Annotated in this window: 14 protein-coding genes; 10 read left to right on the top strand and 4 right to left on the bottom strand. The window is 36.3% G+C overall.

Features of this window, described 5'->3' with window-relative positions; genetic code table 11:
* Positions 1 to 151 precede the first annotated feature (151 nt).
* Complete coding sequence (locus PYW42_RS11180; RefSeq protein ID WP_002394119.1) at positions 152 to 1,867, top strand: ABC transporter ATP-binding protein; 1,716 nt, start codon at positions 152 to 154, stop codon at positions 1,865 to 1,867.
* 43 nt (positions 1,868 to 1,910) lie between these two features.
* Here the strand turns inward: PYW42_RS11180 and trpS are convergent, their stop codons facing one another.
* Positions 1,911 to 2,921, bottom strand: a complete 1,011-nt coding sequence (gene trpS, locus PYW42_RS11175) for a tryptophan--tRNA ligase (RefSeq protein WP_002359559.1) — start codon at positions 2,919 to 2,921, stop codon at positions 1,911 to 1,913.
* Positions 2,922 to 3,280: 359 nt separating this feature from the next.
* Here trpS and spxA point away from each other — a divergent pair, with 359 nt between their 5' ends.
* The 5 genes from spxA (at position 3,281) to PYW42_RS11150 (ending at position 8,720) form a co-directional block, all read left to right on the top strand.
* Positions 3,281 to 3,679, top strand: coding sequence for a transcriptional regulator SpxA (spxA, locus tag PYW42_RS11170; RefSeq protein ID WP_002356477.1), 399 nt, complete (start codon positions 3,281 to 3,283; stop codon positions 3,677 to 3,679).
* Positions 3,680 to 4,021: 342 nt separating this feature from the next.
* A complete protein-coding gene (locus PYW42_RS11165) occupies positions 4,022 to 4,684 on the top strand; it encodes an adaptor protein MecA (RefSeq protein WP_002356478.1) in 663 nt (220 codons plus the stop codon).
* Positions 4,685 to 4,772: 88 nt separating this feature from the next.
* Positions 4,773 to 5,951, top strand: coding sequence for a competence protein CoiA (locus PYW42_RS11160; protein ID WP_002362544.1), 1,179 nt, complete (start codon positions 4,773 to 4,775; stop codon positions 5,949 to 5,951).
* A gap of 47 nt (positions 5,952 to 5,998) precedes the next feature.
* Complete coding sequence (pepF, locus tag PYW42_RS11155; RefSeq protein ID WP_002356480.1) at positions 5,999 to 7,810, top strand: oligoendopeptidase F; 1,812 nt, start codon at positions 5,999 to 6,001, stop codon at positions 7,808 to 7,810.
* Positions 7,811 to 8,000: 190 nt separating this feature from the next.
* Complete coding sequence (locus tag PYW42_RS11150; protein ID WP_002356481.1) at positions 8,001 to 8,720, top strand: helix-turn-helix transcriptional regulator; 720 nt, start codon at positions 8,001 to 8,003, stop codon at positions 8,718 to 8,720.
* A gap of 282 nt (positions 8,721 to 9,002) precedes the next feature.
* Here the strand turns inward: PYW42_RS11150 and PYW42_RS11145 are convergent, their stop codons facing one another.
* Positions 9,003 to 9,662 (bottom strand): ClpXP adapter SpxH family protein, encoded by a 660-nt coding sequence (locus PYW42_RS11145; RefSeq protein ID WP_002362545.1) that lies wholly within the window; start codon positions 9,660 to 9,662, stop codon positions 9,003 to 9,005.
* Positions 9,663 to 9,725: 63 nt separating this feature from the next.
* Positions 9,726 to 10,304 (bottom strand): CYTH domain-containing protein, encoded by a 579-nt coding sequence (locus PYW42_RS11140; RefSeq protein WP_002356483.1) that lies wholly within the window; start codon positions 10,302 to 10,304, stop codon positions 9,726 to 9,728.
* A 196-nt stretch (positions 10,305 to 10,500) separates the two neighbouring features.
* Between PYW42_RS11140 and PYW42_RS11135 the strand changes: the two genes are divergently transcribed.
* The 4 genes from PYW42_RS11135 to mgtE are packed head-to-tail and all read left to right on the top strand — an operon-like array spanning position 10,501 to position 14,278.
* Positions 10,501 to 11,175, top strand: a complete 675-nt coding sequence (locus PYW42_RS11135; protein WP_002356484.1) for a GTP pyrophosphokinase — start codon at positions 10,501 to 10,503, stop codon at positions 11,173 to 11,175.
* A gap of 12 nt (positions 11,176 to 11,187) precedes the next feature.
* Positions 11,188 to 11,985, top strand: a complete 798-nt coding sequence (locus tag PYW42_RS11130) for an NAD kinase (protein WP_002356486.1) — start codon at positions 11,188 to 11,190, stop codon at positions 11,983 to 11,985.
* A gap of 7 nt (positions 11,986 to 11,992) precedes the next feature.
* Positions 11,993 to 12,886, top strand: coding sequence for an RluA family pseudouridine synthase (locus PYW42_RS11125; RefSeq protein ID WP_002362547.1), 894 nt, complete (start codon positions 11,993 to 11,995; stop codon positions 12,884 to 12,886).
* Positions 12,887 to 12,916: 30 nt separating this feature from the next.
* Positions 12,917 to 14,278: a magnesium transporter gene (mgtE, locus tag PYW42_RS11120; protein WP_002362548.1), complete on the top strand. Its 1,362-nt coding sequence runs from the start codon at positions 12,917 to 12,919 to the stop codon at positions 14,276 to 14,278.
* Positions 14,279 to 14,395: 117 nt separating this feature from the next.
* On the opposite strand, the gene cutC is transcribed toward mgtE, so the two are convergent.
* Positions 14,396 to 15,025 (bottom strand): copper homeostasis protein CutC, encoded by a 630-nt coding sequence (cutC, locus tag PYW42_RS11115; protein ID WP_002359565.1) that lies wholly within the window; start codon positions 15,023 to 15,025, stop codon positions 14,396 to 14,398.
* Positions 15,026 to 15,094 lie beyond the last annotated feature (69 nt).

The following is a 15,094-nucleotide window of genomic DNA, read 5'->3' as shown; positions in this document are numbered from 1 at the left end:
TGAAAAAATATTCTGATAATGAAAAGTTTGTGAAAATGATTTTGAGTCAAAGTTACTTAAATAACACGTGTTCTGAAAGAAGTTAGAATTTTGCAAGAGACAGTCTTTTTCCGTATAATGAATGAGAATGAAGGGGGAGAGTTAGGGAGTTATGTTAAAGCGTTTTTTTGGGTATTATCGACCTTATCGTCGATTATTTATTTTGGATTTTGGGTGTGCCGTTTTTGCGGGGCTGTTAGAGTTGGCTTTTCCAGTAGCAGTCAACCAAGTAATTGATAAGATTATGCCAAAAGGAGATTTTCGCCTCATTGCATTAGCTAGTGCGGGCTTATTTGCATTTTATATAATCAATACGTTTTTACAATTTATTGTGGTTTATTTTGGTCATATGTTAGGCGTGAATATTGAAACAGATATGCGTGAAGAATTATATCAACATCTTCAAACACAACCGTTTGAGTATTATGATAATCAAAAAACAGGGAAATTAATGAGCCGTTTGACCACTGATCTTTTTGAAATTTCGGAAGTGGCGCATCATGGTCCAGAAGACGTCTTTATTACGATTATGACGTTAGCAGGTTCTTTTTTATTAATGTTAACCATTCACGTGAAATTAGCCATCGCTACGTTTATTTTATTGCCATTTATCACGATTGCGCTAGGCTATTTTAATAAAAAAATGACAAAAGCGAATACGGATATTTACGATAATTTAGGTGAATTTAATGCTGGGATTGAAGCGTCAGTAAGTGGGATACGTGTCACGCAATCTTTTGCAAATGAACCATTTGAACGAAAACAGTTTAATTATTTAAATCAAATGTATCGAAAATCGAAATTATATTTTTATAAGGTGATGGGTGTCAGTTCCGCCTATAATTACTTATTAATTCGTCTGATAAATTTATTTTCATTAATTTTTGGTGCGTACTATACAATTAAAGGAGAAATTACAGAAGGTCAGTTTGTAGGATTTATTTTATTAGCCAATATTTTTATTCGGCCGATTGAAAAAGTCAACAATATGATTGAAAGCTATCCCAAAGGATTTGCTGGCTTTAAACGTTTTACGGAAGAAATGGACAAACAACCGTCCATCAAAGATTTGCCAGGAGCTGTTGCTGTTTCACATTTAGAAGGAACGATTGCCTATAAAGATGTTTCATTTGCTTATGAAGATGGCACAAAAGTTTTAGACCATATCAATTTAAAAATTCAACCTGGTGAAACCGTTGCTTTCGTTGGCCAAAGTGGTTCAGGAAAAACGACCTTGTGCAATCTGTTGCCTCGTTTTTATGAAGTTAGTAGTGGTGAAATTACGATTGACGGTAGAAATATCCAGCAAATGACCTTGGCTTCATTACGTAAGCAAATTGGAATTGTTCAACAAGATGTGTTTTTATTCCCTGGAACATTACGAGAAAATATTGCTTATGGGAATTTAAATGCTACAGAAATAGACATTCAACAAGCGGTGAAATTAGCACATTTAGAACATGTAATTCAGCTAATGCCAGATGGCTTAGACACAATTATTGGCGAACGTGGCGTGAAATTATCGGGCGGTCAAAAGCAGCGAGTGGCAATTGCGCGAATGTTCTTGAAGAACCCGCCGATTTTAATTCTAGATGAAGCGACTTCTGCATTAGATACAGAAACAGAGCAAGTGATTCAAGAGTCATTAAACTCGTTAGCTGACGGGCGAACAACATTAATTATTGCCCACAGACTGGCAACGATTAAACATGCTGATCGAATAATCGTAGTGAGTGACCAAGGAATTTTAGAAGATGGAACACATGAAACTTTGTACGCGCAAAGAGGCCACTATCGTCGCTTATACGATGCTCAATTTAGAACATAAAAAAACCCGCGAATAAAACTTCGCGGGTTTTTATTATGTTTAGTTAGCGCCGAACTTTTCTTCCCAAACCAACAGCATTTTTCATTCGTTGAAGTGTTTTGTTGGCTACCTGGCGAGCGTTTTCTGCGCCCTCATCTAAAATCATATCTAATTCTTCTGAAGCTAGAAGCTCTTGGTAGCGCACTTGAATAGGTTCTAATAAGGCAACTACTGCTTCTGCTAAATCTGCTTTGAAGTCTCCATAGCCTTTGCCTTCGTATGCTTGAACAAGTTCCTCAACAGTTTGACCTGTCGCAGCAGAATAAATATTTAGTAAGTTAGTAATACCAGGCTTTTCTTCTTTATTATATTCAATTACACCAGTTGAATCAGTTACAGCAGAGCGGATTTTTTTGCGAATCACTGCTGGCTCATCAAGCATTGAAATAAAGCCCTTCACATTTGTATCAGACTTACTCATCTTTTTCGTTGGTTCTTGTAAGCTCATAATTCGACTACCTTGCTCAGCGATTTTTACTTCAGGCATCGTTAAAATTTCTTGATTTTTTTGGGCATAACGTTTATTGAAGCGTTCCACAAAATCACGTGTTAATTCTAAATGTTGTTTTTGATCATCTCCGACTGGCACTAAGTCAGCATTGTACAACACGATATCACCAACCATTAATGGAGGGTATGTTAAAAGACCAGCGCTTACGCCAGCACGACCATTTTTTTGCGATTTATCTTTAAATTGTGTCATTCGCTCTAACTCACCAATAGAAGTATTGCACTGAATGATCCAACCAGCTTCTGCATGGGCACTCACTTCAGACTGTATGAAAATTGTTGCTTTTTGTGGGTCTAAACCAACCGCTAGGTAAAGAGCTGCTAAGCTACGAATTTGTTGACGTAGCTTTTGCGGTTCTTGGGGAACGGTAATGGCATGTTCATCCACAATACAAAAATAACAATTGTATTCATTTTGTAATTCGATAAATTGTTTCATTGCACCAATGTAATTTCCGATTGTCGGAGTACCACTGGGCTGAATACCAGAAAAAATTGTTTTCATTAAATAACCACCTGACTTTAGACTTAAGATAGTGAATAGTTCTATTATACATTTTATTAGAAAAAAATACATGGGAACTTCTTGAAAAATCACCAAGAGAAGTAAATTATAACAGCAACCATAAAAATAGAAAACTGTATTACTTTTTTACAGAATCATAACGAATATCCATAAAATTTCATAAAAATTAACCCTAATTTTACACGGATGTAATGAAGGAAAAATAAACAAAGTTAATAAAAAATGTTTAAAAACCCCTAGTATTTTTATTAGAAATTAGGTATACTGGTTTTAAATAGAGGAACAGTACAGTTCCCTGTTTCAGAAACGCGATGATTCGCGAAAAGGAGTGATGCACAATGTTGACACTTTATACTTCCCCAAGTTGCACGTCATGTCGTAAGGCTAGAGCCTGGTTGCAAGAGCACGAAATTCCTTTTAAAGAAAGAAATATTTTTTCTGAACCTTTAAATATTGAGGAATTAAAAGCAATTTTAATCATGACCGAAGATGGAACAGAAGAGATTATCTCTACTCGCTCTAAAGTTTTCCAAAAATTAAATATGGATTTGGACGAGCTTCCACTTCAAGATTTATTAGAGTTGGTTCAAGAAAACCCTGGATTGTTGCGTCGGCCAATTATGATTGATGAGAAAAGATTACAAGTCGGTTTTAACGAAGATGAAATTCGCCGATTCTTACCAAGAGATGTTCGACAACTGGAATTGCGCCAAGCACAATTAATGGCAGGTTTATAAAAAATATAAAATTTTGTTCTTTATTTGTTAATTGTAATAAAGAACGATTCATATGAATTTAGGGCCAGGGATTTTTATCTCTGGCTTTTTAATACATATTTAGAACTTGTATTCATTTGATTTGGCAGAACGTGGTCAAGGAAAAATAGTATCTTTTTTGGAGAGACTGCGTTAAGATGAAGAGGTAGAAGGAGCGAAAAACCAATCGTTAAAAAAGTTCAAAGTTTATAAAACGTTCGCTAGTTTTCGAGGATTTATAGACTTTCCACTTTACTTTTGTGTAGTTTTCGCTACAATGAACGTAAGAAGTTTCCTGATTGAAGCAAAGAGAGGTGTAGCGCTATGGAAATGGAACATATTAATGAAAATACGATTCGTGTGTTAATTGGCAACGAAGACCTGGCGGATAGAGGGATTACTTTTCTTGACTTACTAGGAAACCACAAAGATGTTGAAAATTTCTTTTATAGTATTTTAGAAGAAGTTGATGTCGAAGATGAATTCCAAGGCAGTGAAGCAGTCACTTTCCAAGTCTTGCCTAAAAATGATGGTTTAGAACTGTTTATTAGTAAAAATGTCGCTATGGACGACTTGTCTTCCTTAGAAGGTCTGAGCGAAGTCAATGCAGATGTTAGCGAATTAATTCGCAAACAAATTGAAGCAGACAAAGCAGCCGCCGATGAACTTGATGAGATGGAAGCCACAGATGAAACAAACAGAAATGTAATCTTTGAATTAGATAATTTTGAAGCGATGATCCAATTATCCAAAGAAGTCTTCATGCAATCTGTTTTGACTAACTTATACACGTACAACGATCGTTATTACTTACAAGTTTTGTTCTTAACCGATGAATTAGAAAAAACAAATGTTGACAATGAAATTGCACAGATTTTAGAATTTGCTCATAAAACAACTGTCACTCAGGATACTTTAGTCGAATATGGCACTTGTATTATGGAACGCAGTGCGTTGGAATTAACACGTTATTACTTTAATGATTAAGCAAAAAAGCAAAAACTTTCGAGTTTTTGCTTTTTTTTTGATGAAAATTAAGAAACTTTGCGTAGTTTATTTATGAGAGGTGAAAATCATGTTAACAGCTTTAACGGCAGACAACCAAGAATTATTTTCTTTAATCGATTGCTCGATTGATGAATTAACACAGATACGAAGCGAACAAGCTTTTGTGTGTCCAATGTGTCATCAATCGGTCATTTTGAAGGCAGGCCCCATTAAAATACCCCATTTTGCTCATCGCAAAAAGAATAGTTGTTGGTACGAAGCAGAAGCTGAAACAGAAGAACACCTCCGCTTGAAGCAGCTTTTTGCGGAAAAGTGTTTGCGTGAAAAGCTGTCTTTTCAAGTTGAGGCATACTTACCCGCCTTGAAGCAACGCCCAGATTTACTCATTGGGAAGATAGCCATTGAAATTCAATGTAGTCCGTTGCCAATTAAACGTTTGGTGGAACGGACGGAGACTTATCAAGCTCATGGCTATCAAGTTGTTTGGATTTTAGGTGAACGATTAGTGCCTAAAGACAAGCTCACGCAATTAACGAAACAATTCCTTTACTTTTCGGAGTCCTTGGGATTTTATTTATGGACGGCCAATAAGAAGCAAGAACGAATAGAATTACTTTGTCATATTGAAGAGAGTCAATGTCAACAATTTTATAGAAGAAAACAATCATGGGCTTTTTACGAAAAAAAATTACTAGAAATCTTCCGACTACCGACCGCTAATTTAAATTTACTGCCAGATAGACGGCACACTGGCCAATTGATGCATGATTATTATCAAAAATTGACGCAACAACTTGGTTACAGAAATGCTCAGTTACTTAGAACACAAAGCTTTTTATACACGAAAGGTTGTCACCTTCTCCAGTTACCTCCTTGGTTTTACTATCCTGGATTGAAGCTAATACCTTCTTCTGAAGAAGATATTCATTTAAAAATGCTTGTTTGGGAAGCACTAAAAACCGAAGAAGAGCGTTTAGTGACCAAACAGGAACTATGGCGTATCTTGGAAGCTGTTTTTTTGGAAGAAGGGAACTTTGTTTGGCAGCCACTGCCGAATATTGGCTTAAAAAAGCTTTTTAAAATTGTGGGAAATAACTTATTGAGATGGTTACAAGAATGTTATGTGTTAATTAAAGTAAACAATAAGTACCTAATAACTAGTATTTTCCTAAGAGAAGATCCTGAAAAGCTCATTCATTGGCTAAAAAAAGTGAAAAAACAACATTTTTTTAGTCACACGTGTTAAATTATGATAGTATAATGAGTAAAACGTTTCTTAAAGGAGAGTAAACTATGAGCGAAATTAAACAATTACCAACACGTGATGAAGTTCCAACTCCATTGACTTGGGATTTAACCAAAATTTTTAAAGATGATGCTGCTTTTGATGTTGCGTATAATCAGTTGACAGAGGAGCTAAATCAAGCAGAGTCATTTAAAGGTACCTTAGGGAATGGCGCAGAAGCTTTTCTAGCTGCGTTAGAATACGTTTTAGATGTCTATCGAAAAGTGGAAACATTATATGTCTATTCTCATTTAAAAAATGATCAAGACACTACAAATACAGCTTACCAAGCTTTATATGCCAGAGCTAGTTCTCTATATGCACAAGTTAGTGAAGCTGTTTCTTGGTTTGACCCAGAGGTTTTAACATTAAGTGATGAACAAATCTGGGGATATTTTGAAGAGCAGCCCAAATTAGCTGTTTATCGTCACTATATTCAAAATATTTTAGATGAACGTCCCCATGTTTTATCGATGGAACAAGAAGCTTTACTGGCGGGGGCTAGTGAAATTTTTGGTGCCTCAAGTAATACATTTTCAATTTTAAATAATGCAGATTTAGAATTTCCAACTGTGCAAAATGCTGAAGGCGAAACAATTCAACTTTCTCATGGCGTTTATGGTCAATTAATGGAGAGTGTCGATCCATCTGTTCGTGAAGCAGCATTTAAAGGGTTGTACAAAGTGTACAAACAATTTAGAAATACATTAGCCTCAACTTTAGGTGCACATGTTAAAACGCATAATTATAAAGCAAAAATTAGAAATTATGATTCTGCTCGGGCAGCCTCTTTAGCAAGTAATCATATCCCTGAAAGTGTTCACGAAACATTAGTAGCTGTAGTAAATAAACATTTACCTTTGCTACATCGTTATGTAAAATTAAGAAAAAAATTATTAAACGTAGAAGAATTACACATGTACGACTTGTATGCGCCTTTGCTAGGTGAAGCACCAATTCGTTACAGCTATGAAGAAGCAAAAGAAAAAGCAATTGAGGCTTTAAAACCACTAGGTGAAGACTATTTATCTATTGTTAAAGAAGCTTTTTCAAGTCGCTGGATTGATGTGATTGAAAATCAAGGAAAACGAAGCGGCGCATATTCTTCCGGAGCTTATGATACAGCCCCATACATTTTAATGAATTGGCATGATAGTTTGGATCAACTATTTACATTAGTCCATGAGATGGGTCATAGTGTTCATAGTTACTATACAAGAAATAATCAGCCGTATGTTTATGGCGACTATTCAATTTTCTTAGCTGAGATTGCTTCAACCACAAATGAAAATATTTTAACAGAATATTTATTACAAACAGAAACAGATCCTAAAGTACGTGCGTATGTCTTAAATCACTATTTAGACGGCTTTAAGGGAACCATTTTCCGTCAAACACAATTTGCGGAATTTGAACATTTTATTCACACGGAAGATGCTAAAGGCACGCCATTAACGAGTGAATATTTGAGTGAGTATTATGGCGAGCTCAATGCTAAATATTATGGACCAGAAGTAGTTAGAGACGAAGAAATCAGTTACGAATGGGCGAGAATTCCCCATTTTTATTACAATTACTATGTTTATCAATATGCAACTGGCTTCTCAGCCGCTTCGGCATTGTCTAAACATATTTTAGCTGGAGAAGAGGGAGCTTTAGAGAACTACCTTAACTACTTGAAAGCAGGAAGTAGTGACTTCCCAATTGAAGTGATGAAAAAAGCGGGCGTGGATATGACACAAGCCGCGTATATCGAAGATGCAATGAAAGTTTTTGAAGAACGTTTAACGGAATTAGAAGCTTTGGTTGAAAAATTATAAGTCGTAACTTCTTAGTAAACATAAAATATAAACCTGGTTTTACACAGAATAGTAAATATATCTGTGTAAAACCAGGTTTAGTTATATAATTAAATAGATTGTTGCTGTGATATAAAAGAAAGCAAAGATTCTTTGCTTTCTTTTATATCAAGCTTCTATTATCTTTAGAGTAATAAAAGGAGGTTTTTTTTTGAACATAGGGAATTCATTAAAAATGAGAAGAAATGAATTAGGATTGACACAATCAGAGGTTGCTGAGAAATTATACGTTACTAGGCAAACAATTTCTAACTGGGAGAATAATAAATCATATCCTAATATTGATTGTTTAATTGAACTAAGTAATCTTTATGAAATGACCTTGGATCGATTATTGAAGGAGGACAATACGATGGTGGAGAAACTTTCGAAAGATATTAGAGAGGGACAGAAGTACAAAAAATTATTTTTAATATTATTAATTATAGTACTATGTATAGGTGGATATTTTACTATTTTACAACTTCGTCTGAATAATTTTTATAGCGGTGTCAAAGAATGGAATCAAAATGGTCAAACTTATAATTTAATAGAAGATAACATTCAATATCATGTGGTTAAAATTGATAATTATAATCTGTTTACAATTCCAGAAGAATTGGAATTAATGAGTTCGTATATCTCTGAAAACGAAAAGTTTAATATGTATTATAGCGGTGATGATTCGAATATAAAAATTTACTGGACAACAGGAGCATTAAATGGCTTAGAGTTATCTTTTGATAAAGAATTCATCTTTGACAATGTAAATCAAAGAAATAAATTTTCTTATGAGATTCAGGAATTAATAAATAAAAATTTAGATAAGGATAAAAAAGAACTAACCATATTATATAAGCAGACTAAAAATAAATGGGAAGAAATAAATTAGCTTGTGTTAAACCGAATAAAATTTCCTCGATTTTTTGAGTTAGTATCGGCGAGTATTGTCTGATAGCGTTCCAAGAGGTTAGTCGATGAACTGAAATAAATATTGGTGGTCGATACAAATTTCGGTGTTAATATTTAAAAGTACATAATATATACATGGCCCCATTCCATAGCTGTCTTTTATAAGAACAAATCATCAAATGTAGCAGTATTAGACTTTATCTATTATTATAGAACATGGTGAAAATAGTAAAAGAAGGGCCAGTCAACTGGTCCTTCTTTTTTATAATAAATGTAAATGTCCATTTGGAAAATGATAATTGGAGCGACGTTTAAATTCAAAGGTTGCGTCATCTTGGCTCAGCAACGGTTCGTTATGTGGATGGACACGACACAGTTGTTTAATTTCATCCATGTTTTCAAAATTTTCGACTAAAATGCCGAAATCGTTCTCGCAAGTATAGTTGTAAACGACTGCGGTAGGATGTTGTTTAATCCCCATTTCTCGAGCAACTTTTTGGTCGGTTTGGAAAGACTCTTTGACAAAATCTGATTGTCGGTCTTTACGATACATATCAATATCCCCGCCGGCCGCTAGAAGTAGTTCTTCTGATAACTCAGGAGAGTAAGCTAGACCGTCTTCAGCTACTGCTTTTTGTAAGCCAATCAACAATTGTCGGCCTTTTTTTCGGCCTTGTAACTGTGCTGCTTTATAGTCAAGAGCGGCTGAGTATAAATCTTCAAAAATTCGATTCCGTCGTTTAATGTCATTAATCGGAATATGTTGACGACTCAAAAATTCATTGATCGTTTTCATGTTTAATAAAGGAATAAAGCGCAATTGTATTTTCTTCTTGTCGTTAACAGACAATTGTATAATTTCTTTTTCAATTTCTAAACAGACGCCGCCTAAAGGATTGACGAACAAATAAATTTCAACCATTCATACTTCCTCCAATGCCATGCTTTTTCAAATACAGGTGCCAGAACGTCAGTGCTTCGAATACTAAGGGGCAGTGGTCCGCATCATGCGTTGAATCTTGTTAGGTGCAAGCGTAATGGGAATGTTCAAATCAGCCATTAATGTTTGAAACGCTTGCTTGCCGCTTTCAGCTTCAGTAACTTCTAACTCTAATTCAAAATCGTGCTGTTGGTTATACCAACTTTCGTCTAACGCAAGTAGTCCTTGAGGAATTTGTTTTTCTGCACGTGCTGTTTTTAATGAACCAATTAAATGGATCGAGGCGATTTCAATACCTAATTCTTGTAATTTCTTCGCCACAGCCCCCTCAGTAGGGAGGTGATTCCTCTTGATAAAGTGGTTCGCCGTCTCAAGCGATAAAGGGTCATTGATTTCTAATAATCCTTCTGGCGCAGGAACTTTTAAGGTTAACTCACCACGATCTGCTAATACGCGAATTCTTAAGCCCATTCGTTGTGCTTTTAATTGAAAATCGTCCGTATCAAAATAATGATTTGTTTGCGTAAAAAAGTCCGTTTTTTGAATAGCAAAATGGTCGATTAATCGTTTGAAATCTTGCGGACTAACTAATGTTTTAAATTCAATTTCTAAGTGCTCACTCATGGGGTTCTCTCTCTTTCTTAAATCACTCCAATTTTCACATATTATATAGGTTTCCGTCAAGAAAAGTGGTCTTCTCTGTGAAAATTTTTTCTAATGAAAGGCGTTTGGAAATCAAATAGCGAATAACACCCTATTTTAGGGAGGACTGTGGTAAAATAATCAGTGAATGAAATTCAAGGAAATTGAGGGATCTACCATGGAACGAGAGTGGGAGCTGTTTTTAGCGCCATATGAACAGGCGGTCAGCGAATTAAAAGTAAAACTACGAGGTATTCGTAAACAATTTCGGGAGCAAGATAAACACATACCAATTGAATTCGTTACAGGACGTGTGAAACCAGTAGATAGTATTTTGACAAAGACGGCAATTCGGCATATTCCTTTAAATCGGATTGAAGAAGAAATGCAAGACATTGCTGGTTTGCGGATTATGTGCCAATTTGTGGAAGACATTTACCAGGTAGTCGCACTTTTAAGAAATCGTAAAGACTTAAAAATTGTGGAAGAACGTGACTACATTGAAAATAAAAAAGAAAGTGGCTATCGTTCGTACCATGTGGTGGTGGAATATCCTGTGCAATTAGTCACCGGGGAAAAGATTATTTTGGCCGAAATCCAAATTCGGACACTTTCCATGAATTTTTGGGCAACGATTGAACATTCTTTGAATTATAAATATCAAGGTGTCTTTCCTGAAGAAATGAAAGAACGCCTTCAGCGAGCGGCAGAGGCAGCCTATTTATTAGATGAAGAGATGTCATCTATCCGTGAAGAAATTCAAGAAGCACAACATTACTTCTCTCATGGCCGTGGATTGCTAGAAAACGAATACTATAAGCAAATTAAAAACGAAACACCAGAAAATCAGTAAAGGAGTCTGCTTATGAAAGTGGCGATTGTTCATAACTCGGAAGAAAAATCGAAACAAGTCACAAAACAACTGACAACACTATTAGAGCAAAACCAAATTCAAATAGACAATCGTCAACCTGAACTTGTGATTTCAGTCGGTGGAGATGGTACGCTTCTTTCCGCTTTTCATCGATTTAATCATCTGTTAAACGAAGTAAGTTTCTTAGGTGTACATACCGGACACTTGGGTTTCTATACAGATTGGCGTGATTATGAATTAAAAGAACTAGTTGAGAGTTTGTGTATTCATCGTGAAAAAAGTACGAGTTATCCATTATTAGATGTGCGGATTCGGTTTAGAGATGGGAAACCAGATAAACATTTTTTAGCATTAAATGAATCAACAATTAAACGAGGAAACCGGACGATGGTGGGCGATGTGTTTATTAAAGACGAACTGTTTGAACGATTTCGTGGTGATGGGTTGTCGATTTCGACCCCAACCGGCTCTACTGCGTATAATAAAAGTATTGGTGGAGCTGTTTTGCATCCTAGCATTAATGCGTTTCAGTTAACCGAAATCGCCTCCTTAAACAATCGTGTCTTTCGAACATTGGGGTCACCGATTGTAATCGCACATACGGAGTGGCTGGAGATTAAATTACAGGAAAGTGATGATTATTTTGTCACGGTGGACCAATTAGATATTTATCAAGAAAATATCGCTTCCGTCTGCTATCGAATTGCAGACGAACGGATTCATTTTGCCTCTTATCGGCACATGCATTTTTGGCATCGAGTGAAAGATGCCTTTATTGGTGAGGATTAATTAAACGATGGAATTTCAATGGACATACGACAAAGAAACAACACAACAAGTGAAATATTTTTTAAAGGAACAAGGCGTTTCAAAAGGGTTATTAGCTAAGGTGAAATTTCAGGGTGGTAAAATTCAAGTGAATGGGACCGTTCAAAATGCCATCTATCCTTTACAAACTGGCGATGTCGTTAAAATGACGATTCCAGATGAAGCGGAACATGAGACATTATTAACAGATGATGAACCGATTGAAATTGTGTTTGAAGATGATCATTTTTTAGTAGTTAATAAGCCCGCTGGCATTGCCTCGATACCTGCTCAGTATCATCCTTCAGGAACGATGGCGAATCGTGTTAAGGGCTATTACAAGCGTCAAAATTACGTGAATCAAGTTATTCATGTCGTGACTCGTTTAGATCGAGATACTTCTGGGCTGATGTTATTTGCGAAACACGGCTTTGCTCATGCTTTAATTGATCAAGAATTACGAGAAAAAAAGGTGACAAAAATTTATTATGCCCTTGTTGGTGGAGCGATTGAGCAGTTAAACGAGCATCAATTGATTGAAAAGCCAATTGGGCGCGACTTGTCCTCTTTATTAAAACGCCAAGTTATCGAAACAGGTCAATTTGCTAGTACAGAATATTGGCTCGCAAAAAGAGGAGCCCAAGCAGCAGCTGTGCGCATTCAGCTCCATACAGGACGAACACACCAAATTCGGGTACATTTTGAAGCAATTGGCTGTTCATTGTTAGGGGATGAGATGTATCATGGAGAGATGGATCAAGGAATTGAGCGGCAAGCGTTGCATTGCATGGAACTAATTTTTACTCATCCTTTTACCAAAGAAACGGTTCATCTGATTTCCCCACTAGCGGAGGATATGAAAAGTGTAGATGATACGTTATAATAATAAAGAGGCAGGAGGGGAAAGTGTAAGATGAATGAAGGCCAAGAAATGGAAGAGCAATTTGCCCTTCTTTTAGAAACGCTAAAAAATCAACAAATGAACGAATTTCGTGAGCTATTTTTAGCGTTACACATTTATGAACAAGGACAATTTTACCAATCGTTAGATGAAAAAGACCGACAACATTTATACAATTACCTATCTCCGAAAGAACTAGCGGATATGTTTGATGTTATCGAAGAAGATAATGAGAATATGAAAGATTATTTAGCTGAAATGCGTCCAAGTTATGCAGCAGATATGTTAGCTGAGATGTATACCGATAATGCGGTGGATTTACTAAATATGTTAGACAAAAGTCAAAAGGCGAAATATCTTAGTTTGTTAAGTAGTGAAGAAGCAGGCGAAATTAAAGAGTTACTTCATTACGAAGATGAAACTGCTGGGGCGATTATGACCACCGAATTTGTTTCGATTGTGGCGAATCAAACAGTGCGTTCTGCGATGTACGTCTTAAAGAATCAAGCGGACATGGCGGAAACAATCTATTACGTTTACGTAGTCGACCAAGAAAATCATTTAGTCGGCGTTATTTCGTTGCGGGATTTAATTGTTAATGATGATGATACCTTGATTGCTGATATTTTGAATGAACGGGTTATTTCAGTTCATGTTGGCGATGACCAAGAAGATGTCGCGCAAACAATTCGTGACTATGACTTCTTAGCTGTGCCAGTTACAGATTATGATGATCATTTGTTGGGGATTGTAACAGTTGATGATATTATTGATGTTATCGATGATGAGGCCGCTAGCGACTACTCTGGTTTAGCCGGGGTCGACGTTGAAGAAGTTAGTGAGAACCCTTTAAAAGCCGCTTCTAAACGATTACCTTGGTTAATTACGCTGCTGTTTTTAGGGATGTCTACGGCCTCGTTAATCAGTAATTATGAGTCGTTAGTTAGCGAAGCGAGTATTTTAGCCGTTTTTATTTCTTTAATTACCGGAACAGCCGGCAATGCCGGGACACAATCATTGGCGGTCGCGGTACGCCGTTTGGCTATGAAAGATGAAAAGGATAGTAATTTTGGTCGCTTAATCTTAAGTGAAGTGCTCACGGGACTAGTGACGGGTGCTGTGACAGGTTTAACCATTATGATTGTGGTTGGCGTGTGGCAACATAATCTTCCGCTTGGATTTGTGATTGGGATGGCAATGCTCTGTGCAATTACTGTGGCGAATTTAGCAGGGAGTTTAATCCCAATGTTAATGGATAAATTAGGGTTTGATCCCGCAGTTGCCAGTGGCCCGTTTATTACTACCTTAAGTGATTTAACCAGTGTATTAATTTATTTCAATATTGCCAGCATGTTTATGCGTTATTTTGTTTAAAAAATTGCACTTATTTATCATAAGACTGAGGTAAAAGGATTCGTTGGTTTGTTTGAAATCAAAAAAGTGAGATAGCCGTTAATACGACGGCTACCTCACTTTTTTAGATACAAGAAATTAAACAATTTTTGTGCCATGGACTTCTGTGACTTTTAAAGTGTCCATCACAGTTTGAACGTTTTCTGTGGAAATACCGCCACCTGGTAAAATAAGAATCCGTTGATCTGCGTAGGCAATTAATTCTTTTAAATGATCAAAGTTGTCTTCGATAGGGGTACCAGCCGGCCCGCCATGAGTTAAAATACGCGTCACACCACGCTCAGCTAACCAGTCAATCGCCTTAAATTGGTTTTCTTTCGACAAGGCATCAAAAGCCATATGGAAAGTGATTTGCAAGCCTTCAGCTGTTTCAATGAATAAGTCCAAAGCTTCTTCATCTAACCAACCGTCCTCAGTTAAACAGCCAATAACAATGCCGTCGGTTCCTAATTTCTTTGCTTCGATTAAATCGGTATGCATAATTTTTAATTCAATATCATTATAGACAAAATTGCCGCCACGAGGACGAATGATTGTCATCACTGGTACAGAATGTTCGCCAGCGTATGCTAAGACTTCTTCAATAACACCAGTACTTGGCGTCGTTCCACCCACGGCTAAGTTATCGCATAATTCGATGCGATTCGCACCTTTTTGAATGGCTTGGGGAATCTTAGTGAAATTTTCGGCACAGAATTCTTTAATCATTTCTTATCGCTCCTTGCTTTTTCTTCACAGGCATTGTACCATAATTCTGCTTACTACCATAGCCCTGAA

Origin of the sequence: Enterococcus faecalis (assembly GCF_029024925.1) — a bacterium.
Classification (GTDB): Bacteria; Bacillota; Bacilli; order Lactobacillales; family Enterococcaceae; genus Enterococcus; species Enterococcus faecalis.
This window is presented reverse-complemented; position numbering and strand designations above follow the sequence as displayed.